The sequence below is a fragment of the Staphylococcus hsinchuensis genome (assembly GCF_038789205.1).
In the GTDB taxonomy this organism is placed as follows: Bacteria; Bacillota; Bacilli; order Staphylococcales; family Staphylococcaceae; genus Staphylococcus; species Staphylococcus hsinchuensis.
In genome coordinates, this window is record NZ_CP128355.1 from 540,974 (window position 1) to 565,122 (window position 24,149).

Genomic DNA, 24,149 nt, shown 5'->3' on the forward strand with positions numbered 1-24,149 from the left:
AAAAAAAGAGATTTTTGCAGAAACTACTGCAAAAACCTCTTTTTTTGGGGGTTACGCTTCATTATTTAATAATTGTATTTTGGAATACGAAGCTAGGCTCAGCACCTAATATTAATAAAAACATTTGTGAGTAAGTCACGTTTTGATAATCATTAACGAGTTCTACAAAAGCGTTAAACTCTGGATGCGTGCTTACCTTTTTAACTTCACCTTCGTATAAATCTAGTACTGAATTACTAATTAATGCGGGTCTATTTAACTCTAATGTCTTTTCATCGTTTGAAAAAATTAAGAGCCCTAAATATTTATATGGCACACTTAATTGTCTTGTGAGACTGGCAATATATTCTAAATTGCTAAATAAATCAGGGTTAGATTTTCTTAATTCGTCGAAATCTTGAGTTAATTGATTTAGTTCTTCCATTTCATTTTTTAATTTAATCATCTTCAATCACTACTCCACTTCCCAAGGTTTATTGATATCTAATGCTTCTAGAATTAACTTACTTTGCTTTCTTTTATTTCTACGAATTTCTGCTCTTTCTGCGCCGTGATCGTATAAAAACTGTTCCTCATCCGTTTGGGGTTTAATTTTAGGGATTGTAATAGGCTTTTTATCCTCATCTAGGGCTACGAAAGTAAGAAATGCAATGGCAGCAATCTTTCTTTCTGCTGTAATCATATCTTCTGAAATCACTTTACAGAAGATTTCCATTGATTTTGTTCCCGTATAAACGACAGAAGACTCAATACAAACGGAATCAGATTGTGTAATGGGGTGTAAAAATTCTACAGAGTCAGTTGAGGCTGTAACACATTCTTTAACTCTGGCATGTCTACGTGCTGATAGGGTCGCGTTATTGTCGATTTTCTTCATCAATACGCCACCGAAAAGGGTATTGTAATTGTTCAAGTCATTAATCAAAACTTGATCCGTACTGACAATCTTACTTTCTTTAGGGTACTTATATCTTTCCATCAAAAAACTCCCGTAATATTTATTTTTACGTATTATAGTTTATGTGATGAGCAGATAAATATAAAATATCCATTTTTTATAAAGGTATAAATTTCACAAATGACCTTAGCTAATATTTTTTTAGTAAATAGTTTTCTTGAATAAACTTAATCCAATTTTTAGTTAAGGAATCAACAATGACATCTTTTCTCCAAATAATAGCCAATTCCCATTTCATCGTTGGCTCGTTAATGTCGATTGTGAGTAAATCGCTATCCAGCAATTGCAAAATACCTTCAGGCAAAATACAGATTCCCATATTATTGAGTAACATTTCTTCAATAAAGCTCCATTGCGTTGATTCAAAGATGACATTCGGATTGAAATTATGATTACGACACGTATTAATAATTTTGTCATTTAAGAAAAAGTCAGAACTAAATAATATGAATTCTTGATCCTTTAAATCTTGTATATCAATCGATGATTTACTAGCTAGTTCATGGTCTTTATGCACCACTAACTTTAGACGCTCTTCCAATATAGAGAAATTATCGAATATCTCATTATTTGTAGGCAACACAGTAATCCCCATATCAAGATCACCATAATAGATATCATGCTCTATTTTCTTACTACCGTTTTCGAAAAGTTGGAAAGAGACATTAGGATACAATTTATGAAATTGTGAAATCAATTTAATTAACTTTCTAATGTTAATAATAGTCGGAATACCAATTTTAAGATGACCTGTTTTCATTTCTAATAAATTACTTAACTCATTTGGGATATTATCATACATCTTCAACATTTCTTTACATTGAAAGAAAAACGCTTCTCCAGCATCAGTTAAGTAGATTTGATTCTTATACCTTCTAAATAAAGTAACTTCAAGTTCATTTTCAATTAATTTAATTGTATTACTGATCGTAGGTTGCGTAATAAAAAGCTTTGCTGCAGCTTTGGTCATACTCTTTTCATTTACAACCTCTACAAAATACTGCATATGTTTGAGTTCCAACGTGTCTTTCCCTCCTATTATCCAAATGCGCTCAATCACATTTTATATAAATATTACTTTTCTTAGTCTATAAATCTATTTTATACCCTGCGTGTGTTTGGTGAAAGCCAACTTATCGAAAAGAGGGGCATAATTATTAATCTGAGTAAGACAGAATAAAAATGGTTCTGTTGCAAAGTAAAAAAATATAGCTAACCACTAATATATCATGTCAGTGTTCGTTTAACTTGCTAGCATGATGCTAATTTCGTGGCATGGCGAAAATCCGTAGATCTGAAGAGACCTGCGGTTCTTTTTATATAGAGCGTAAATACATTCAATACCTTTTAAAGTATTCTTTGCCGTATTGATACTTTGATATCTTGTCTTTCTTACTTTAATATGACGGTGATCTTGCTCAATGAGATTATTCAGATATTTCGATGTATAATGACAGTCAGGTTTAAGTTTAAAAGCTTTAATGACTTTAGCCATTGCTACCTTCGTTGAAGGTGCCTGATCTGTAATTACCTTTTGAGGTTTACCAAATTGTTTAATGAGACGTTTGATAAATGCATATGCCGAATGATTATCTCGTTGCTTACGCAACCAAATATCTAATGTATGTCCCTCTGCATCAATGGCACGATATAAATAGTTCCATTTTCCTTTTATTTTGATGTACGTCTCATCAATACGCCATTTGTAATAAGCTTTTTTATGCTTTTTCTTCCAAATTTGATATAAAATTGGAGCATATTCTTGAACCCAACGGTAGACCGTTGAATGATGAACGTTTACACCACGTTCCCTTAACATTTCAGATATATCACGATAACTCAATGCATATCTTAGATAGTAGCCAACGGCTACAGTGATAACATCCTTGTTAAATTGTTTATATCTGAAATAGTTCATACAGAAGACTCCTTTTTGTTAAAATTATACTATAAATTCAACTTTGCAACAGAACCATTTTTTATCTTTTACTTTCTTCCAAGTATTGCCTTCTTTAGCTTTCAACTTGTCGTCCCCTTTGAAAGTAAACTTATGTTTCGTTTTATAATCTTTTAATTTCACAATAAAACTATCTTTGTTTTTATCGATGATTTTACCTTCAAGTAAAGTCACACCTGAAGCATCGACTTTCATTTTGTCTTTTTTAATAACCATTGTCATTTTACCTTGTGCGGTCTTTGTTTCCCATTTACCTTGTGCTTTATCTTGTGCATCACTACACGCTGATAGCACTAACGTTAAAATAATAACTAAACCTACTAAATAAATCTTTTCATATATTTATCCCCTTTTCAATTGATATAAATATATTTTATCACAACATAAAAACTAAACAACTATAATTTTATATTTTTTAATAGTTTATCTTACTAAAAATTAGAGATAGTATTTTTAATTGTATAATGAAATTTTTTATATAAGCAATATTTATAACCTCGTGCATCCAATGTCTTATAATGTAAAAAAACCAGAGCCACACACCTACTTAAGATGTGACTCTGGTCGAATCCACAATATATTTTTAAAGGTTAATGTTCCAATTCATTGTTAAGCCAATCTACAATTTCTCCAAAAATACTGTAATTATACGAACTTTCATTCAATATCTCGTGTTGTAAACCATCGTATATATGAATAGATTTATGTTTAGATCCTATTTGTTCAAACAGTTGCAATGAATCTCTATAGCTCACCAAGCCATCTTCTTTACCATGTAGAATCAGCACATTATCTGTGAACTGTTCAGCATTTGCTTTTAAGTAATCTATACCGTCCATTAATGTAAAGACAAGCCCCATAGAAATACGTTTCGCATTTAAATCATCTTGTTCATATTTTCTAATCACTTCTGGGTCACTACACACACCGTCACCTAATTCATTGTCAAAATAACTTTGCGGTGACAAATTTTGGTCAGGCGTACCAAACAGCTTAGTATTATAACGTGTCAGTGCGCCCGTCGTGATGATTCCGTCCACTTGATTTGGATATTTCGTACCAAATAACGTAACTGTATAACCACCCATACTATGCCCTAGTAAATAAACTGGCCCTTCAAAGTGTTGTTTTACAAATGATAATACTGTCGATAAATCTTCAGTTATTTCATCTACGCGACTATAATATGTTTCTTGACCGCCTGATCGACCATGTCCTCTCTGGTCATATCGGATAACATTAAATTCATTAATATTTAAAAAGTCCGTAACTGCATCATATCTCTCTAATGATTCTGCTAAACCATGGGCTATAATGACATTTGCTTTAGGCTGGGCGACATCATTAATTTTCGTATAAATACGCGTTTCATCGTCCGAAGTTAAATATTTAATATAGTTCACACCATCTACCCCTTTTTGTCATGTCGTTAGTCTGTTATACCCTGGTTTTCAACTAATTAAAATATTTCTAATTAGACGTGCTATATTTTTAAATTTAAAAAAGCGTTACTGGTTCCCATGTGCAATATTCAATCCACGATATCGATTCAACGTGCCACAGAATTCTTGTTTTCTTGGTAAAGCTAAGTTACCAGGATGACCATCATGAGGTGAAATCGCATCTAATCCATGCGTTTCAATATAGTTGTACAATTTATCGGCCGCTTCTGCTAACGTATCTTGATCATTAAGCAGATGTTTTTGATAGTAATCAATCATCATTCCAAGTGCTTGCGTTTGACTATGGTCTACCAATTGCTCTAAACCAGTAATATCAATCGGCTCTTTACCATACATTATCGTATACTTACCTTTAACTTTAAATCGATCGTCTTTACCACGTTTAGAAAAGCTAGAGCGTAGCGGAGTTCTGTGCGGAATGTCACCAAATGATTGTTGTTTCGCTTCTTTATTAGTTTCCGCTTCTGATTGAACAATCGCTTTGGCATCTGAAGTGACATCTTTCAATACATATTCATCCATCATCAACACGTTGTCTGCTACATCAAAGTAATCTCCAGAACCACCAACAATTAATATAGTAGAAACATGATAATCATCGTATAAAGGAGCTACCTTACTAGCAAATGGTGTGATAGGTTCTTTATCTGGTGCGATCAATTGTTGCATACGCGCATCTCGAATCATAAAGTTAGTCGCAGATGTATCTTCATCTATGAGTAATAGTGAAGATTGTGCTTCCAAGGCTTCCATCACATTGGCTGCTTGTGATGTACTACCACTGGCATTTTCAGTCGTAAATTGTTGTGTATCCTTTTTACCTGGAAGGTTATCTATGAATGGACTAATATTCACGCTTTCTATATGACGACCATCTTCAGCACGTATCTTCATCGCATCGTTACGTGTAATCACATATTCACGACCATCGCCAACAATGTGATTGTAAACGCCACGTTCGAGTGCTTCGAGAATCGTAGACTTACCATGGAAACCACCGCCGACGATTAACGTAATACCTTCAGGAATACCCATGCCTTTCAACTGCTTACCACTTGGTAATGACATATTGATTTCATAACGTTCAGGACTCGTAAATGACACTGCATTTGATAATGGTTGATCTGACACACCACTTTTACGCGGTAGTACAGCATCATTACCAATAAATGCGACAAGTCCTTGTGTTTCTAATTGTTGTCTTATATATTCTTGATCTAACATTAACGTAACTTGTTCTTCTAAAGCTTTATGGTCAAATTGATGGTACATTAAACCTTTTTGTACGATCTGTGGCAGTGTATCAATAATCGTATGCATCGCTGCTTTACCTAATATTTTACGTCCCGCTGCTGGTAAACCAACTTCAATTCGTGCTTCAATTTGACGTTCACCTATTACAACCGCACTGCGCTCTAACATTTCTTGTCCACAACGATCTATAGAAATATTCATTCGTTTATTACCACTTTGGTTGTGTCGAATCGCTTGATGAAAAGTTCTAGCCAGAAAGTCAGAAACTGCAATACGCTTCGCTTTAGAATCCAATAGTTCATTTGGTATTTCAGTTGTATCTCGGTCGATAATCACACGCATCTTTGAAGGTGGTGCGTATGGATCTACTTGTACATGATCAATCGCAAGTTGAAACGTTTTAAATTGATATGTTCCCTTCAAACGTTTATAAGCGCCATACTTTTGCCCATCTAAGGACAATAATTGCTTCTTAAGTGATTGTTCATCTTTCACTGAAAAAACTCCTTCATTCAAAGTCTATTAAATTAAGTTTCAGCCCCTAGTTATACGCTTAATTCAACTTAATTATTGTAACATGATTAGATTTAATCAAAAATGAAAGATACTGTGTTCTATATTTTAATATCTGATGAATTATAAAATTTTAAAAAAGACTAAATATAATAACTCAATAAATAAAAGAACCCTACACGCCTATGTGTGAAGGGTTCATATATGTTTAGGGCTATGTTCAAGTCGCTAGCCCTTTGATATATTTAATATTTTATGAAAATAATACTTTCACTACATTGAAGAATGATTCGATTAATTCAGGAATTGAAGCAGTCATCACAAGACCTCCTTTATCATTTCTAAAATCAAATTTAACCTACTACATGTTCGGCTTTCACGGCGTCTTCAGCAATACCGCCCCATAATTTCTTTAATTCTTCTGCATCTACATTTTGTTCTGTTTTGTCATGACCTACGAAATCACTGTGATCCCAGTCATGTCTTGTTGGTGTCACTTGCCAGATACCTTTTTGAACTTGATCAGTAGCAGCTGTGCTATTTTCACCAAATGGATGTTGTGCTGAAATCACTGAAACGAGTCCGTCATTTTCACGCCATTCTTTCTCAGGCACCTTACCAATGACGTTGGCCGTTAAGATTTTAGATAGTGCCATATGGATATCTGCTTTTTGCTCACCGTTAAGTCCTTCATATGTAGACTCACCAGTGTAAGTTTTATAAACGATATTAGGATTTAAAGTCGTTTTATTATTAAGTTCTTCTGCACCTTGTGTAGTTAAATCATAGAAAGCATTATCTTTTGTAGTCCAAATCTTGCTCGTCTTCTTCACGCGATCAACATATTCAAGATATGTCTCATCTTCACGTTGTTTAAGACCCCATTGTGATAAACCAAAATCAACTTTAGCCGTTTTACTACCATTTAACGTAATGTAATCGTAAGCCACTTGTCTAATAAAGTCTTCATTACCTAATAAATCAGCAGCGTGCGTACCGTTATGTGGTGTCACAACTGTAGTAATTGAAGATACCATATTATCATGTCCACCTTGATATAAAGGTGAAATTTCACCGCCGTGTTGTCTTTGGTATTCAATTTCTTCTTGATTACCGTTTCTCAACATTTCTTCTAAATAACGTACAGTTTGACCACCCATACTATGGCCTACGAGGTGCACCTTTTGACCTGGTTGCCAATCTTTATAAACACCTTCGTATGTCTTACCGTAACGAGCGTGTCCGTATTTTTCTGCATGGGCAGCACCATAGTCGACAGTACCACCTTTAATGTAATAATAGAGCTCTACTGCGCGGTCATAGTTACTTCCATAAGCACTAATACTCGCTTGGTAAGACTCGTATCCATTATTTTCTAAATATTGTCCGATATCTAATACTTCTCCGCCCCAGTTATTTTCACCGTCTGCATTTTCACCGACGAAACTATTGAATCCATGAACTAAAATGATTGGATCTTCATTTTTGTATTCCGCTTGCTTTGCAACTTTATTTGTTTGATCTGTCGTTGCTTCTGGCGTGAGCTTAGTATTGTTGTTATTTGTCGTTGCTTGTGAATTAGCTTTTAAAGCAGCAAGTTCTTTCTGTTGTTGTTTATCATCTTGATTTTGAGAACTTCCAGGTAACATTGGTGTATTTTCTAAATCTTCAAGTGAAACAGTACGATTGGGTTGCTGTTGCGTAGTTGGTCTATCTTGTGTTTGTTCACTTGTACGTTCACCTGCTAACGGGAAACGATTCTCATCATTTCGATTTTCTTCTGATTGTTGAGACGTGTCTTCAGTAGGAACCTCTTCTGTCTGTTGTGTGTATTGATCCTCTGAAGTCGATTCTTCTGTGGAAGCTACTTCGCTAGATGATGTTTCTGTTTCATTTGATTGAGATACATCGTGTGGTTCATCTGTTTTAGGTTGTGCTTCAGTTGCTTTCTCCTCAGTTGAATCTTCTTGTGACTTTTCTAATGAAGATGTGTCTTCTTCACCTTCTGAAGGTTGTTGTTCTGTTCTTTCATCGTCTTTAGTTGATGCTTCTTTCGTTGATTCTTCTTCGTTATTTTGTTCGTCTTCAGATGAATCATTGTCACCCTTAGATTCTGATGGTTGATTTTCTTCAGTTTGTGGTGCTTCCTCTGTTTGCGTTTCTGTAGAATCTTTTGTTGCTACGTCTTTCTCATCTTTATCTTCAGTTGTTGTTTCATCTGACTTTGATGTATGTTCCGTAGAAACATGTGATGTTGGTTGTGTTTCTGTTGATTTGTCCTCGTCATTAATTTCAGATGTTTGTGTTGCCTCTTCTTTTTCAGTTTGTGCTTTATCTTCTTTTTCAGCTCGTGGTTGATGCTCCGATTTCTTATTAGTTTGTTCTTCTTTGTGATCGTATAATTGCGTGTTGAAACCTTTGTCTTCATTAAGTTGTTCCGCATCAGAACGATCTTCTTGTTTAGCATTTTTCTGTTGGTCATCAGATAGTCCTTCTTGCTGGTTTTCTTTTTTGTCAGAGTGTTTGTCTGTTACTTCTGATGTTGTATCGTCTGTTTTTTTAGATGAAGGTTGTGTTTCTGATGAAGTTTGTTCTGAAGATTTAGGTGTTTCTTGCCTAGAATGATCTACATTTGAATGTTCTTGTTGTTGTAATCGTTTATTTTCGTCTGAATTTTCTGAATGTTTATCACTTGTTATGGTTTCATTTTTCTGTTTATTTTCAGATTGTGAAGGCTTTTGTGCTTTATGTATTGTTGGTTGATTATCTTGAGTTGTTGAATGAGATTGTTGCGTTTCATCAGATTTATTATCGATAGATTGTGCTTGTGTTGTCTCTGGTGATGTTTGTTCTTGTGATTCCTCTGCTTGCGCTTGGCCTCCACCGATGAATAGTAGCGCACCAATTAAAGCAGATGCCGTACCTACACTGAATTTACGAATACTATATTTGTTTTGTCTCGTTTTCATTTTTAGCACCTCTATTTAATTTTATAAAATGTCATAAATGGCAAAGTGATTAGATAAAGATATTAACGATTAAGCGCGGGATCCATTCTAAAATTTTAGCAAAATACTCTTCCACGATGACCATCCTTTCCTATACGATAAAAAAACTTCATACAACATCTATCATATATATCCATTGTTAATGTAGCGTTAATTTCTAATAAAATGAATATTACATATATATTTCCAATTAAAAGTAATTAATTATTTTTCCAATTAATCGCTAATGAATTTTACTTAACTTTTATCCAAACAATGAACGATGCTATGATAAATTTGAACTTATCTCGTCTATACCAATTTTGAAATATGGATTGTGAATGGAAACTATAAAATGGAGGTTGTTCAAGTGTCAAAAATCAAAATAAGACCTCCTTACGGTCATTAACTTAGACGAAGGAGATCTTAACGAATATCACGTTAGCATGTTAGCAACATTAGAATCTTATCGAGGCAATGGCTTGGGCCAAAAATTGTTAACTTACGCTGAACAACTTGCATTAAATAAAAACTTTACGCATATTTCCTTAACGGTAGATGTTGAGAAAGTCCCTGCCCAAAGACTCTATAAAAAGCAAGGCTATCAATTTATAGGAGAAACAGGACAAGGTGACTACCAATATTATAAAATGCGTAAATCATTAAAATTACTTTATCTAAAATAAGAGTCTGAGACAAAAATAGTTGTCTCAGACTTTTTTTCAATTATACTGATGTGGCAGGTCGAATTTTCCACTGATATGGGTCATTCAATTGTGACCAATCACTTTCAATTTCTTCACCATTTAATAAACATGCATCTAATTCAGCTTCAAGTTGTTTCTGATCTAGATCAGTACCGATAATCACAAATTGTGTGTTGCGATCTCCGTATTCTATATCCCAACTTTCAGCTACATCCGGTCTTTCGCGTAATATACTTTCTTTTTGATTTGGTGACATCGCTGCTACCCAGTAACTTACAGGACTGATATTGCAAGACGATCCTGCTTGGGATAATAAACACGCTACCTTATTGTATTGAGCTAACCATACAATACCTTTAGACCGAACAATATTGTCTGACATACTTTCTAGCCAATTATGGAAACGTTCTGCGTGAAATGGTAACCTTCTCGAATAAACAAACGAGCTAATCCCATATTCTTCAGTTTCTGGAGTATGGTTCGCATGACCGCCGTCTGTGAGTTCCTTTATCCATCCGGCAGACTGACTTGCCTTTTCAAAATCAAATCTTTGCGTGTTTAACACCTCATCAATATCAACTTGCGCTTGTGTCGTTTTAATTAACTTCGCTTCAGGTTGTAGCTGCGTTAATACCTGTTCCAGTTTAACTAATTCATCCTCTGAGATTAGATCTGTTTTGTTAATAATCAATACATCGCAGAATTCTACTTGATCAATTAATAAATCTGCAATCGTACGTTCATCCGTATCGTCCACACCTTGGTCACGATCCACGAGTAAATCTTCTGATTTGATATCATTCGTAAAACGATTCGCGTCAACCACCGTAACCATCGTATCTAATCGACAAATTGAAGTTAAATCTATCCCCATCTCTTCATCTATATAAGAAAATGTTTGTGCAACAGGTACTGGTTCTGAAATTCCAGTAGATTCTATAACAATATAATCAATATGGCCTTTCTGTACGATGCGTTCTACTTCTTTCAATAAATCATCTCTTAAAGTACAACAAATACAACCATTAGATAGTTCAACGAGTTTCTCATCCGTTCTCGATAAACCACCACCATCTGCAACTAAATCTTTATCAATATTCACTTCACTCATATCATTTACAATTACTGCAATACGACGTCCTTCTCGATTATTTAAAATGTGATTGAGTAATGTTGTTTTACCTGAACCTAAATATCCACTTAATACCGTCACTGGTACTTTTTTCATTTTTATACCACCTTAAATTGAAATCATTACGATTAAACGTTAAAAATAAAAAGCCTTATTTATCACTTAACGCCTTTTCAATATGATTCATATTTTTCTTCATAAATGTTTGATAATTGTTTTTCTCGTTATCTTGTTGCTTCGTATGAGAACCCATATTATAGAATTTTAAAGGTTCTGCTTTTGTTTCTTTTCTTACTGTTTCGGAAACCTTATTAGATACATTTTCTTCAGTTAAGACATATCTTACTTTATCTTTTTTAATTTGCTTCGCGATTTTTGTTAAATCACTTTGACTAGGTTCTTCAGCATTCATATTTTGTATACCTTCTTGTTTGAAACCATATCTGTCAGCTAAATAACCAATAGAATCGTGTGAAATATAGGCAGTTTCTCCTTTGTTATCTTTACCTATCTTCTTCATATCTTTATCTATTGATTTCAAATCACTACTTAGCTTTTTATAGTTTTGCTCATAATAGTCTTTATGTTTATTATCTTTTTCAACGAGTTCATCTTTTATTGATTTTGCAAACTTTTGACTTAATACAGGATCTAACCATACATGTGGGTCATATTGACCGTGGTGATGATGTTCATGTTCATGCTCATGTTCGTGCCCTTCGTGGTCGTGTTCCTCTTCATGACTATGTTCATGCTCTTCATTTTTTAGTAAATCCTTTTTGATAGAAGGCTCTAATGATAAAGTTTTATCCTTTTTATTAATAGATTTAGCTATTTTTTTAGCAATTGGATCTAAATCATCGCCTGTATATATAAATAAATCTGATTTTCCTATGTTAACCATATCTTTTTGACTTGGATCATATGTATGGGTATCCATGCCTTTTGGATAAACAGAGTTAACATCGACATATTTGCCTCCTATTTGTTCAGTGAACGATTTTAGTGGATAGACAGTCGTCTTAACTTCTAATTTATCTTTCGTCGTCACCTTTTCTCCCTTACCTTCTTTATTATCTGTATTATTACATCCGACTAAAGCCACCGTTAAAACTCCTGAACACAGTAAACCGAGACCTTTTTTGTACATTTAAACCTCTCCTTAAATCGTAATAGTTACGTTTTAAAATTTTACTATAGATTTATAGAAAATCAACCCTTTTCTTATAAAAGAATGATTTAACGATTACAGTCAGGCACTTAAATATAAAATATTTAGCATAAATTAAAAAAACCAGGCCTAATTAAAGGCCTGGCTGAAAATCAGATATTATTTATCTTCTTTTTTATTTTTACGTCTACCGAATAGTAGTAGTGAACCTAATGCTGCAAATAATGAACCGAAGATTGTAGCATTGTTATTTCCATTTTCACCTGTATCTGGTAATGCTTTTGAATCATGTTTGTCATGTCCTTTAGCATTATCCGCTTTGTGTCCGTGGTTATTAGCGTTATTTGCTTTTTCTCCATTGTGTGAAGATGAACCTGATTGGTTATTGTTGTCATTTCCTGCAACTGCACCAGTTTCAGAATTATCATCATCTTCATCGTCTACATTGTTGTCAGTGTCGCTGTCTGAGTCAGAGTCTGCATCTGCATCACTGTCTGCGTCTGCATCACTATCTGCGTCCGCATCGCTATCTGCATCGGCATCACTATCTGCATCGGCGTCACTGTCTGAGTCTGCGTCGCTATCAGCGTCTGCATCGCTGTCTGCGTCCGCATCACTGTCTGAGTCTGCGTCGCTATCTGCGTCTGCGTCACTGTCTGAGTCTGCGTCTGCATCGGCATCACTGTCTGAGTCAGCGTCGCTATCTGCGTCGGCATCACTGTCTGCATCTGCGTCACTATCTGAGTCCGCATCACTGTCTGCGTCGGCATCACTATCTGAGTCTGCGTCACTGTCTGAATCCGCATCGCTATCTGCGTCGGCATCACTATCTGCATCAGCATCGCTGTCCGCATCCGCATCGCTATCTGCGTCTGCATCGGCATCGCTGTCCGCATCCGCGTCGGCGTCACTATCTGCATCAGCATCGCTGTCCGCATCCGCATCGCTATCTGCGTCAGCATCGCTGTCTGCATCTGCGTCAGCATCTGCATCAGAATCAATTGGTTCTTCAATAGTTACTGGAACTGTAATGTGATCTACTGTGCCATCTGGATATGTTACAGTTACGTCTACGTTTGTTGTACCTGGTGTATTACCGTCCGGTAATTGTGAAGGATCATCTACTGTTACTACTGGTTGTTCTTCTTCTGATGGGTAATCTGGGAACGTTACTGCTCCTGTTACGTCACCTTCTGTTGTTGGTTGACCGTAGTCTTTATCTACTGTTCCTACTGTTGGATCGTATGCATCGTTATCTGCTTGCTCTCCAACTGTTACTGGTACTTGGACGTGATCTACTGTGCCATCTGGGTATGTCACTGTCACATCTACATTTGATGTTCCTGGTACTGTTCCGTCTGGTAATTGTGTTGGATCGTCTACTGTGATAACCGGTTGTTCTCCATCTGTTGGATAATCAGGTACTGTTACTGCTCCTGTTACGTCCGCATCTGTTGTTGCTTCTCCGTATGGTTTTTCTACACTACCAACTGTTGGTTCGTAAGTACGAGCATCTGTTACTTTTACGATGAATGAATCAGCTGCAATATCGTTACCACCTGATACGATTACTGCTGTATAAACATCTCCATCAACTGCAGTATCAGGTACAGTGAATGTCGCTTGTTGTTCACCATCAGTTAAAGAAGTAATGTCTCCAGTAGATTGTACTACATTACCATCTTTATCTCTCCATTCGATATGAGTTGGTAAAGGTGATAATTGAGTTCCTGTTAAATCAATGTTTACAACATCGCCAGCGACTGCAGGTTTATCAGTATTGTTGTAATCAAGAATATCAATACCTAAATCTGTAGTTGGTACTAATGCGAAGTTTACGTTGTACCACATTGGATTTTCAATTAAGTTTTGCGCTGGTGCAGTTTGTGGTGTCCATGAAAGGTTTGCGTTAGGTCTTCTAAATTCTGGACTCGTATAAGAAGAATAAGCATTAACCACATTACCGTCAGGATCCATTACATAACCATAAATGTAATCATCATTTAAAGTTCCTTCAGGGAAACGTAATGTGTAACGACCGTTTTCGTCTGTTTCACCATAAACTGTTGCTGAAATATATTCTGGGTGATCTGTTAATAAAGTTTTTGCTGCTGCAGCTCTTTGATCTTCAGCTAAACTTTCAACTTGATCTTTATAAGCTTGAGCACCTTCAGCTGTTAATGATGACATCACAACTGTGTAACCTGCAGCTTCTGGATCAGCAATATTGTTGTTAGGACCTGTACCTGAGTTAGCTTGGTCTCCAGCCCCAGTTTCTAACCATACTTGACCTGAGATACTATTTTGTGCGTCTAAACTTACTGCTGGTGCACTTAATGGGCCTTCAGTATCATGAATCCATTGTGATTGATCTGTAGTCATGTAATTATTTTCAGGTTCCACCGTCATATAAATACCAGTACGTTGCATATTTGTACCGATTAATGGGAATTGACCTAAGTTTGAATTTGTTACTGAGTTAACAAATGAACCTGGGAAGAATCCACCAGCTTGACGGATCATTGTTGCTGTATTACCGTCCGCAGTTTGATAGTCTGGAATCCATAAACGGTAATATTGACCATCTGTCGCATTATAAGTATGTGTAGTTCCGTTAGCATCTGTCCAACCATCTCTTAAATCGAAAGCGTAAGCCCCAGGACCCGCTTGTGAACCGTCTGAACTTGAAAGTTGGTTCGTTGTTTGAGCAGAATATGTTGGAGATACTGAACCATCTTTATCAATCCATTGCATGTATACTGTTGTACCTTCTGGAACTGGTGTTAAACCGTTACTCATTGTTGAAGGTGTACCTGTATCAACTACCCATGCACGACCTGATAATGTGTTCGCAGCATTTGTCATGTCTGTTGCTGAATCGATATAACCATTCGCAATTGCATCAGCTACAATTACTTCTGAAGGTGATCCTACAGATTCTGTAGTGAATGCTTCGTTTGATAAAAGACTGATTGATTCTTCGTTAACACTCGCAATTCTTGATGAAGTTGCTAATGCTGTATTTGCATCTTGTTCATTTGCAATTTGGTTAAGTAAAGCGAATTGAAGTTGTTATGAAGTTACGTTTTCAGTATCTAAGTTTAAATCGTTAACAGCTGTTTCAGCGTCACTTTGTGAAACGTTAGCAGCTTCTTTGTAGTATTCAACCGCTGAAGCTTCGTCATTTACTGAAGTGATATCGGCAGTTGTATCGTTAGTTTGTGTTGTTGTAGTATCAACATTGTTTTGTTCTGTAGAAGGTGCTTCTGTGCTCGATTGTTCAGTTGATGTTGGTTCTTCTTTTGTCGCTTCTTCTGTGCTTTGTGTTTGGCTTTCAGTTACTGTTTCACTTGATGCGGTTGTATTTGATGTATCTGTTGTGCTTTCTTCTTTGTTAGCATCCCCAGATGTTGATTGATCGCTTGTGCTATTTGATGATGTCTCTTCAGCAGCTTTTGCATCGCCACTTGCCCCAAAAATTAATGTAGCTCCAACTAAAATCGAAGCCGCTCCCACCGTGAATTTACGGATCGAGTACTTATTTTGAACGTTTGGCAAAAAGTCTAGTCTTTTAGATTTTTTCATATTCAAAAGATCTTCCCCAATAAAATATGAATAATTACAAATTATTCTTTAGATATAAGATACCACCCTAAATGTTGTAATGCAACAGAAAATTTTTTGATACGAATTCGTAATAATAGAAATATTTTATTAATCCCACGTACTTAACATAGTTTGACACGAATCAATCGATGAAAATAGTTTGCAAACCCTCATCAAATACCCCGCAATTTAATTATACCCTGTTGTATTTTTACAAACTGGAATAGTTCAAAAGTTAAAAATATTAATAAAGAGATAACATTAACTCAAGTATGTAAATACTTTCTTCTTAAATTTAAATGTGTTTTAATGTAACTATAATAGTTACATTAAAAAGGGGAATAGATAGTTATGAACTTTGAATTTAACGTTGCAGTTCATTTGTTAACATTTTTAGCTAAGCATGATGATGAACAATTTAGCAGCAAACAATTAGCAACATTAGTATGTGTTAATCCTGTGCAATTACGTAGAGTAAGCAAACCATTATTAGAGAAACAGTTTATTACTTCCACTCAAGGACAACGTGGTGGTTATAAAGCAAATGAAAAAACTAAAAAGGTTAAACTATCAGAGCTCTTCCAATTATTTCAATCTACAAAATCAACACGCCGTTTATATACGGGCAACCAAAGTAGTGAATGCTTAATAGCGAGTCGCGTAAGCAAAGTGATGGAAAAACATGCACAACACGAATGCGAAGTTTTAACGAACTATTATGAAAAATTCACGATTGAAGAGACATTGCATAGTATTTTAGAGGAGGAAAAAAATGAATAACTTTGATTTAATTATCATTGGATTTGGAAAAGGAGGAAAAACTTTAGCTAAATATGCTGCAACACAAGGTCAATCGGTTGCGGTAGTTGAACAGTCACAAAAGATGTATGGAGGCACATGTATTAATATAGGGTGCATCCCTTCGAAAACTCTTGTACATGATGGCGTTTTAGGGAAACAATTTTCAGATGCGATTCAACGAAAATTTAATGTGGTCTCAGCACTCAATAGTAAAAACTACCACAACTTAGCTGATGAAGAGAATATAACGATATTTGATAATAAGGCACAATTTGTATCTAATAACGAAATCGCTTTATATGATAAAGATGGCAATCATCAACAAACCATCATAGGAGATCATATTGTTATCAATACTGGTGCAACACCTGTTATCCCGCAAATTAAAGGAATCGAATCTTCACAACATATTTATGATTCAACGGGTATTATGAATTTGACTAAACAACCAGAACAACTTGTGATTATTGGTGCGGGTTATATCGCATTAGAATTCGCTTCAATCATTGCCAATTTTGGAACACAAGTCACTGTGTTAAATCGACATGAGTCTATCTTGCCAAATGAAGATGCAGAAATTGTTCAAGCTATAGAGGTAGATTTGGACGATAATTGGATTAATATCGTACACAATGTGGAGACTACAAACTTTACTGACAATGATCAAGGTGTGACAGTTTCTACTACGAAAGGTGATTTTCATGCCGATGCAGTATTAGTCGCAACGGGGCGTCAACCTAATACTGACTTAAACCTTGAACAAACAGATGTACAACTTGGTTCTCACGGTGAGATTAAAGTGAATGAACATTTACGTACGGACGTCCCTCATATCTTCGCCTTAGGTGATGTAAAAGGAGGTCCTCAATTTACATATGTCTCGTTAGATGACTTTAGAATTGTTCGTGACCAACTATTTGATACAGGCAAGCGTACAACTGACAATAGAGGGGCTATCCCATATACGATGTTTATTGATCCCCCATTATCCCGTGTCGGTTTAACTGCAGAGCAAGCACGCGAGCAAGGTTATGAAATTTTAGAAAATCGTTTACCAGTCAAAGCTATCCCTCGTCATAAAATCAATAACGATGCACGCGGTTTATTTAAAGTTGTGGCAAACAAAGAAACAGGACATATTCTCGGTGCATCCCTTTATGGTCTGCAATCTGAAGAATTAATCAATATGGTTAAATTAGCTATAGATCAAAACCTTACCTATGACGTCTTAAGAGATAATATTTATACGCATCCGACAATGATTGAATCCTTTAATGATTTATTCAATTTATAGGTAAAGTATGAGAAACCCCCATTTAAATGGAAGAAACACGGCAAAGGATTCACTGTTGAATCTATAGCAACGTATAGAGCCACCTCAGTTCTAACACTGACGTGGCTCTTTTTTTAAATATTAAATTATGCTTCATTTTCAACATTTTTACCAACAGGTTCCCATTTAATTAAGAAAGTAACAAGGAAACCGACAAAAGGAACCGCCGCGAGTATTAACATTGTGTTAGACAGACCTGCCGCAGCTAAGACGACCGGGAAGACAAACGTCCCACTAATGCTACCTAAGCGACTCACGGATTCGACGACTCCAGTTGCACGTCCACGTAGACTTGTCGGGAAGGACATCGCCCCAATTGTCTTACCTTGTGTACCTGGACCACCAGCATGGCCAAATAAGAACACTGCTACAAATAACGTGTTAAAGATCATTGGTAATGATTTATACATTAAACCGATACATAACATGGCTAGCAGTACTAAACCGAAACCAATCATCGTTAGCTTGCGTGCTCCGAAACGCAATGTGAACTTTGCACCGAAATAAGCACCTACAATCCCAGCAATGTTAACGATTGCTGTCCCTAATAAACTTTCTAGTTTCCCGTCACCAATAATGTAAGTTGCGATGAGTGGTATGTATAACCCTATCGCATAGTATTGCATCCCTTGTAAAGTTGCGATGGCGGTTGCTAAAGCTAGTCGAGGGAAGTAGCGTTTACTTAATAACGCTTGAAGTGCTTGATCTGATTGCTTCTTCACTGGTGTCGTTGTATCATCTTCAATTAAATTCACCTTGAGATGATAATGTTGTTCTACAAATTGAGCCGCTTCGTTTAACGGTCTGTGATTGACAATCCATATCGGACTTTCATCTAAATATTTCAGTCTTAAAATGTACAACACGAGTGCAATGACTGCCCCAAAACCTACTGCGAAACGCCATAAATGATCGCCTGTCCCAAGTAAGAAGAACATAATGACACAAAGAGCCGAAGCAACCATAGAAATGTACCATACCACTTGCCAGTAGTTGACGTTACGACCTTTATCACTTTTATTACTAATTTCTGCGATATATGTAAATACGACTGGACTATCCATTCCTATCGCAAATCCCATTACAAACCGACATAGAATGAGTAAAATCACATTCGGTGAAAATGCAGCACCTAATGCTGTGATAATTAATAGAAGGAGCGACACGGAAAATATCTTTTTTCGGCCAATTTTATCAGCGAAACGCCCGCCCAATATCGCACCGAATAATGCACCGAATGGCATCACTGTCATAACGACTGATAACATCGTAGGACTTAAGTGAAATTCCTTTTTAATCTGATCAGTCGACGTACCTAATATTGTTAGATCATATGCATCTAAGAATACCGTCCCTAGCGCAATAAATAACAACATTTTCGATGTCTTTTGCGTATCAATATTTTCGACAATCTCTAGTAAGTCACGTTTGTTACACACCTGCAACTGTTTCATCTAATCAAACCCTTTTCAGAAATTTATGTAATACCCATTTATTGTATCTCATAACTGTTAAGTGATTATTAAAATGGTAGATTAAGTCTTTGCGGAAGATTTTAAAAAAGCCAACCTCAAAACTCCAAACAAGCTTTGAGGTTGGTTATCTTTATATATAAAATTTTCCTACTTTGAACTAAATCAACTTATCTTTACTGAATTTATTATAAATCCATCTCATAAGTAAAGTGAATGTAATAAATAATCCAATATAACCGAATACTTTAAAAACAAAGTTAACAAGGTCGACAAAACCAACAAAACTGAGCACGAATGATAATACTAATGATACTGTAAGTAGTATTGTGTATTGTTTTGTTCGAGGTTGGGTAAATCTTTTTAAGAAAGGATACAACATCCCGATACAACTATTGAAGATTACAGCGAACATAACGGCTGACATGAGTATAGCGACTAAAGGATGAATATCTTTCGCTAATAATAACGTAGGAATATCAACTTTATTGGCTGTTTCAATGTTGGCCAATAAACCTGCAACCATGATGATTAATAAAATACTAAATGCAAGACCACCTAAAAAAGCGCCTCGTCTTGCAGTTTTATGACTGATCGCATCATTCCCTACTATTGTTAAGAAACTGAAACTATTGCCAATGATTAAACCACCATATACTACCGCATCCCACCACCAAACATGACTTGAGGTCTTTGAACTATCAATATGACGACCCACTTCTGAAAATGGAATTGTCGGATGTAATATATTTGTTCCAGCAATGATAAATACTACGATAACTAGAAACGGTGTGACAAACCCTAATACCTTTAATATCTTGTCAAAATTCAACTGCAATACGATAAATAATAAAATGACAATAAGTAAAGATCCTACCCAAATAGGCAAATGAAAGCCTTGATTTAACGCTGAACCCCCACCTGCTACCATGACAACGGTCAACCCAAATAGGAAGAATATAATTAAGAAATCAATAAGTTTTCCGAGTTTGTCTCCAAATAAGTGATTTAAAGAAATATCATATGTATCTGCATCTACTCTGTAACCAAGTTTCGAAATTTGTCTCGTACCAAACGTAACGATAATGCCTGTTAGTATAGCTCCAATATAAGCAAAATTCCCATAATTTACAAAGAACTGCAACAACTCTTGACCCGTTGTAAAACCAGCTCCAACAATAAAGCTTAGATAAGCAAGCACAATTTTAATAGATGCTTTATTATCTTTACTTAACATGTTATCACCTTTCGCTCAAAGTATTTTTACATTTATAGCTTAACATACTTTGTAAAATTAATTTTTTATAAGAAAAGTCATGTTGTTAGTTATCTCAAAACATTTTAAATCACAATTAAAATATCGCGTAATTATTTCATTTTACACTTAATATTTAATATAAGTTTACGTGATATTTACTTTACGACTAAATAGATTTGCTAAACTGAATATATAATTTTCAATTAAGGGGGAATGAATTTTGAAGAAGATCACTACGACTTTAATGGCTTCTGCGGCATTACTTGCACTCTTACCTTCTGTATCTCATGCCACTACAACTAAGCAACCAGCTGCAAGTACACAACAACCAGAAGCATCACAACAAGGGACTCAGCAAACATCTACGACACAACAAACAACTTCAACACAGCCACAAACACAATCTTCTCAATCAGAAACACAACAAACTTCAAATAATCAAGGTGTTTCTATTCACGATATTCAAGGTGAAGGACATCACTCACCATACGACGGTAAAAAGGTAAATAACGTACAAGGTATTGTTACATATGAATACGAACTATATGGTGCGAAATACGTACATATTCAAACACCCGATAGCATGAAAGACGATAATCCAAATACTTCTGAAGGTTTGATTGTCTACATGGGTAAAAATGATTACGGCGTACAAAAGGGTGATTTAGTCAACGTTAAAGGGACAGTTGATGAATATTACATCGATGGATATGCCGATAAACAACAAACTGACTTACCTGTGACACAAATCAATGCACGTGATGACCGTGGTGGCAACGTTTCTATAGAGAAACGTAATCAACAATTACCTCAACCGGTTCAAATCAAAAACGTACCAAATAAAATTTCAGCGAATGATCAATTCCAGACATTCGACCGAAACAAATACGCAATTGATTACTGGGAATCACTTGAAGGCATGCGCGTTCAGACAAATGATGTGAGAGCGGTTGGCCCACAAGAACACGGAGACGTCTTTACAGTACAAGATAGTCAACCAGAAGAAACGACACATGGCGGCGTAAGATTAACACCAAACAATCAACATGGCGAACGCATTCCTTTCAAAATGTATGACAACTATCAAGCCCGTGACTTCGATGTGAAGACTGGCGATAAGTTTAAAGGCCCTATTATCGGTTATGTAAACTACGGTTTCCAAAACTATAAACTGAACGTTGATTTAGATGATATGAAACGTGCACATGTAGATGGTCAATCACAACCTGAACCGACAACAATCCAACCAAGTAACCAAAAGTTAAATATCGCTTCTTATAACTTAGAGAATTTCTCAAACAATACAAAAACGACAACTGAAGATAAAGCTAATAAAATCGCTGGTGGTATTACTAAAAACATGAAAAACCCTGATATTATCGGTGTGACTGAAGTTCAAGATAACGACGGTCCTAATGCTGGTGGCCCAAATGCCAACGAATCTTACCAACGTTTAATTAATAAAATTAAACAAAATGGTGGTCCTGAATACAAATACGTTAATATCGACCCTGTGATGAATGCTGATGGTGGTCAACCTAACGCAAACATCCGTGTAGGTTTCTTATATAATCCTGAACGTGTAGACTTCGATGATTCAATCAAACAAGGTGACGCGAATACACCAGTTTCTTATAAAAATGGTAATTTAACTTTAAATCCTGGCCGTATCGATCCACAAAATCCAGCATTCGATGATTCAAGAAAGCCATTAGCTGCTCAATTTAAATTCCATGGCGAAAAAGTCATCGTACTTGCAAATCACTGGAACTCTAAACGTGGTGACACGCCATACTTCGGTAGCCAACAACCACCACAATTACCAAGTGAAACGCAACGAACTGAAATCGCTAATGCAGTTGGCCGTTTCGTGCAACAAGTTCATCAAGAGAACCCTAACGCAAACATTGTGTCAGTCGGCGATTACAACGATTTCCAATGGTCTAAACCATTAAAAACTTTAGAAGGTAATCATATGCACAATATGATTTATAGCTTACCAACATCTCAACGTTATTCTTATAATTACCAAGGTAATTCACAAGCATTAGACCACGTACTCGTTTCTGATAACCTTGCAAATTATACAAAGTTAGATCCAGTACACGTAAATAGTGACTTTACAGAAGTTTCAGGTCGTGCGAGTGACCACGATCCATTACTAGCACAACTTGACGTAAAACAAAAAGCAAGAGATCAACATAGACAACAACGTTAAAGAGAATAAAGTATAAATAGAAACAGTCGTGCATCTTAAACAGGTGCTCGACTGTTTTTTTATTGATATTAATTGTTAAAGCATATTGTGTTACACCGAACTCGTTTAAAACAACTAGAAGCTCAAAACCCTCGGAATCATGAAAAGATAATTTCATATGTCTTCTAATTTTCCACTTCAAATATACCCTTACCCTAACAATTTTGTGATTTAATTGAATTTTTTCTGAAAAAGTTTCATACATCTCAAATAACCTTTATGACAAGGCTGAACGACATCATTTCGAGTCAGAAACCGTCTAATATACACGTCATTTTGACAAATATAGTTGTCAAAATGACTAAAGTAATATATATTATAGGCGAGGAGTTGATAAATATTGAGAAATCGATTGAAAGAATTACGTGCACGCGATGGCTACAATCAAACTCAACTCGCAAAGAAAGCCGGCATCTCCCGGCAAACCGTTTCTTTAATCGAGCGAAACGACTTCACGCCATCCATTCTAACCGCAGTCAAGATTGCACGTATATTTAACGAACCTGTAGAAAACATATTTATCGTAGAGGAGGAAGATTTATGAAAGTAGGACGTTATTTAATGATGGTACTTTTTGGGGGGATAGTTGGTGGAATAATTGGCGGACTGATTGGTGTATCAGAAAATATCAATTTATTAGATCGCAATAATTTTGCTAATCATCATTACGTAAGCATTGTGTCCACTATTGGCATAGTTATAAATATATGCTTAATGATCGCTTTATTTTTCGTACAAAAAAAGGCATTAAGTTATAAAAGAAAGATAGATAATGATGAAAGCGATACTGATGCAGACTTATACGAAAGAAAAGCAAACATTGAACTCCTAAAATCTAATTTCATTACTTATTTAAGTATTTTTATAGGAATATTGGTAGTCTTTCTTGTTGCAATAGGAAATAGTACCAATGACAGTGACCAATTATATATGCTACTACCAAATATAATCACAGTTATCCCTAGTGTGATGTATGGTTTCTTTATTCAAAAGTTTGACTCGCGTTACCCAAAATTAGGTGAAAAAAATTATACAGAAAAAACTTTATATATGATGGATGAAGGTGAACGTCATATTGCATTGGTATCAATGTATAAAATATATACATTCAATATTATTATGCTCATGGCAGCTGGTTTATTATTGGGCATATTCTCTTTAAGAACAAACATCAACCAAGCACCTGGATTACTCATTATATTAATATTATTTTGTTATAATACATTTGGTTATATATTTAAAATTCGTAAATTTTATAAATAATAATTTAATTGTGTCAC

Annotated in this window: 19 protein-coding genes and 1 pseudogene; 6 read left to right on the plus strand and 14 right to left on the minus strand. The window is 35.5% G+C overall.

Annotated features, from left to right (window positions below; translation table 11 throughout):
* Positions 1-61: 61 nt before the first annotated feature.
* The 8 genes from QQM35_RS02725 to lip form a co-directional block, all read right to left on the minus strand.
* The gene (locus tag QQM35_RS02725; RefSeq protein WP_251521904.1) at positions 62-445 is read right to left on the minus strand and encodes a hypothetical protein; all 384 of its coding nucleotides are present in this window, start codon (positions 443-445) and stop codon (positions 62-64) included.
* 9 nt (positions 446-454) lie between these two features.
* Entirely contained in the window at positions 455-979 is a 525-nt protein-coding gene (locus tag QQM35_RS02730; protein WP_251521905.1) for an acyl-CoA thioesterase, read from the minus strand.
* 109 nt (positions 980-1,088) lie between these two features.
* Positions 1,089-1,979, minus strand: a complete 891-nt coding sequence (locus QQM35_RS02735; protein ID WP_251521907.1) for a LysR family transcriptional regulator — start codon at positions 1,977-1,979, stop codon at positions 1,089-1,091.
* Between the two features lie 222 nt (positions 1,980-2,201).
* The gene (locus tag QQM35_RS02740) at positions 2,202-2,876 is read right to left on the minus strand and encodes an IS6-like element IS257 family transposase (RefSeq protein WP_060550996.1); all 675 of its coding nucleotides are present in this window, start codon (positions 2,874-2,876) and stop codon (positions 2,202-2,204) included.
* Between the two features lie 24 nt (positions 2,877-2,900).
* The gene (locus QQM35_RS02745; protein WP_342610483.1) at positions 2,901-3,209 is read right to left on the minus strand and encodes a hypothetical protein; all 309 of its coding nucleotides are present in this window, start codon (positions 3,207-3,209) and stop codon (positions 2,901-2,903) included.
* A gap of 296 nt (positions 3,210-3,505) precedes the next feature.
* Positions 3,506-4,318 (minus strand): alpha/beta hydrolase, encoded by an 813-nt coding sequence (locus QQM35_RS02750; protein ID WP_251521872.1) that lies wholly within the window; start codon positions 4,316-4,318, stop codon positions 3,506-3,508.
* Between the two features lie 105 nt (positions 4,319-4,423).
* Positions 4,424-6,127 (minus strand): ABC-ATPase domain-containing protein, encoded by a 1,704-nt coding sequence (locus QQM35_RS02755; protein WP_251521869.1) that lies wholly within the window; start codon positions 6,125-6,127, stop codon positions 4,424-4,426.
* Between the two features lie 371 nt (positions 6,128-6,498).
* Positions 6,499-9,114 (minus strand): YSIRK-targeted triacylglycerol lipase, encoded by a 2,616-nt coding sequence (gene lip / locus QQM35_RS02760; protein WP_342610484.1) that lies wholly within the window; start codon positions 9,112-9,114, stop codon positions 6,499-6,501.
* Positions 9,115-9,536: 422 nt separating this feature from the next.
* Between lip and QQM35_RS02765 the strand changes: the two genes are divergently transcribed.
* Positions 9,537-9,818, plus strand: a complete 282-nt coding sequence (locus QQM35_RS02765; protein WP_285813507.1) for a GNAT family N-acetyltransferase — start codon at positions 9,537-9,539, stop codon at positions 9,816-9,818.
* 40 nt (positions 9,819-9,858) lie between these two features.
* Here QQM35_RS02765 and QQM35_RS02770 read toward each other — a convergent pair whose 3' ends face one another.
* From QQM35_RS02770 to QQM35_RS11420, 4 genes and pseudogenes are all read right to left on the minus strand, one after another.
* The gene (locus QQM35_RS02770) at positions 9,859-11,067 is read right to left on the minus strand and encodes a GTP-binding protein (RefSeq protein WP_251521854.1); all 1,209 of its coding nucleotides are present in this window, start codon (positions 11,065-11,067) and stop codon (positions 9,859-9,861) included.
* Between the two features lie 55 nt (positions 11,068-11,122).
* Complete coding sequence (locus QQM35_RS02775; protein WP_342610485.1) at positions 11,123-12,121, minus strand: metal ABC transporter solute-binding protein, Zn/Mn family; 999 nt, start codon at positions 12,119-12,121, stop codon at positions 11,123-11,125.
* 180 nt (positions 12,122-12,301) lie between these two features.
* A complete protein-coding gene (locus QQM35_RS02780) occupies positions 12,302-15,007 on the minus strand; it encodes a Rib/alpha-like domain-containing protein (RefSeq protein WP_342610486.1) in 2,706 nt (901 codons plus the stop codon).
* Between the two features lie 572 nt (positions 15,008-15,579).
* A pseudogene (locus tag QQM35_RS11420) lies at positions 15,580-15,727 on the minus strand (YSIRK-type signal peptide-containing protein); the annotation flags it as partial.
* A gap of 372 nt (positions 15,728-16,099) precedes the next feature.
* Between QQM35_RS11420 and hypR the strand changes: the two are divergent.
* Together hypR and merA are read left to right on the plus strand one after the other, a co-directional pair.
* The gene (gene hypR, locus QQM35_RS02790) at positions 16,100-16,528 is read left to right on the plus strand and encodes a redox-sensitive transcriptional regulator HypR (RefSeq protein ID WP_251521852.1); all 429 of its coding nucleotides are present in this window, start codon (positions 16,100-16,102) and stop codon (positions 16,526-16,528) included.
* Entirely contained in the window at positions 16,521-17,843 is a 1,323-nt protein-coding gene (merA, locus tag QQM35_RS02795) for a hypothiocyanous acid reductase MerA (protein WP_342610488.1), read from the plus strand. Before hypR ends, merA begins: the two co-directional genes overlap by 8 nt.
* Positions 17,844-17,968: 125 nt before the next feature.
* On the opposite strand, the gene QQM35_RS02800 is transcribed toward merA, so the two are convergent.
* On the minus strand, positions 17,969-19,336 hold the full coding sequence (locus QQM35_RS02800) for an MFS transporter (RefSeq protein WP_251521846.1): 1,368 nt from the start codon (positions 19,334-19,336) through the stop codon (positions 17,969-17,971).
* A gap of 178 nt (positions 19,337-19,514) precedes the next feature.
* A complete protein-coding gene (locus tag QQM35_RS02805; RefSeq protein WP_342610489.1) occupies positions 19,515-20,591 on the minus strand; it encodes a hypothetical protein in 1,077 nt (358 codons plus the stop codon).
* 241 nt (positions 20,592-20,832) lie between these two features.
* Between QQM35_RS02805 and QQM35_RS02810 the strand changes: the two genes are divergently transcribed.
* The 3 genes from QQM35_RS02810 (at position 20,833) to QQM35_RS02820 (ending at position 24,132) form a co-directional block, all read left to right on the plus strand.
* Positions 20,833-22,830: an endonuclease/exonuclease/phosphatase family protein gene (locus tag QQM35_RS02810; protein WP_251942378.1), complete on the plus strand. Its 1,998-nt coding sequence runs from the start codon at positions 20,833-20,835 to the stop codon at positions 22,828-22,830.
* Positions 22,831-23,209: 379 nt separating this feature from the next.
* Positions 23,210-23,413, plus strand: a complete 204-nt coding sequence (locus tag QQM35_RS02815) for a helix-turn-helix transcriptional regulator (protein WP_251521837.1) — start codon at positions 23,210-23,212, stop codon at positions 23,411-23,413.
* Positions 23,410-24,132 (plus strand): DUF3169 family protein, encoded by a 723-nt coding sequence (locus QQM35_RS02820; protein WP_342610490.1) that lies wholly within the window; start codon positions 23,410-23,412, stop codon positions 24,130-24,132. Before QQM35_RS02815 ends, QQM35_RS02820 begins: the two co-directional genes overlap by 4 nt.
* Positions 24,133-24,149 lie beyond the last annotated feature (17 nt).

What these genes read in the sequence shown, in the direction of transcription:
- QQM35_RS02770 (WP_251521854.1), bottom strand. Translation starts at nt 11,067, where the DNA reads ATGAAAAAAGTACCAGTGACGGTATTAAGTGGATATTTAGGTTCAGGT.
- QQM35_RS02820 (WP_342610490.1), top strand. Translation starts at nt 23,410, where the DNA reads ATGAAAGTAGGACGTTATTTAATGATGGTACTTTTTGGGGGGATAGTT.
- QQM35_RS02725 (WP_251521904.1), bottom strand. Translation starts at nt 445, where the DNA reads ATGATTAAATTAAAAAATGAAATGGAAGAACTAAATCAATTAACTCAA.
- QQM35_RS02805 (WP_342610489.1), bottom strand. Translation starts at nt 20,591, where the DNA reads ATGTTAAGTAAAGATAATAAAGCATCTATTAAAATTGTGCTTGCTTAT.
- merA (WP_342610488.1), top strand. Translation starts at nt 16,521, where the DNA reads ATGAATAACTTTGATTTAATTATCATTGGATTTGGAAAAGGAGGAAAA.
- QQM35_RS02775 (WP_342610485.1), bottom strand. Translation starts at nt 12,121, where the DNA reads ATGTACAAAAAAGGTCTCGGTTTACTGTGTTCAGGAGTTTTAACGGTG.
- QQM35_RS02780 (WP_342610486.1), bottom strand. Translation starts at nt 15,007, where the DNA reads ATGACAAATGCTGCGAACACATTATCAGGTCGTGCATGGGTAGTTGAT.
- lip (WP_342610484.1), bottom strand. Translation starts at nt 9,114, where the DNA reads ATGAAAACGAGACAAAACAAATATAGTATTCGTAAATTCAGTGTAGGT.
- QQM35_RS02800 (WP_251521846.1), bottom strand. Translation starts at nt 19,336, where the DNA reads ATGAAACAGTTGCAGGTGTGTAACAAACGTGACTTACTAGAGATTGTC.
- hypR (WP_251521852.1), top strand. Translation starts at nt 16,100, where the DNA reads ATGAACTTTGAATTTAACGTTGCAGTTCATTTGTTAACATTTTTAGCT.
- QQM35_RS02730 (WP_251521905.1), bottom strand. Translation starts at nt 979, where the DNA reads ATGGAAAGATATAAGTACCCTAAAGAAAGTAAGATTGTCAGTACGGAT.
- QQM35_RS02740 (WP_060550996.1), bottom strand. Translation starts at nt 2,876, where the DNA reads ATGAACTATTTCAGATATAAACAATTTAACAAGGATGTTATCACTGTA.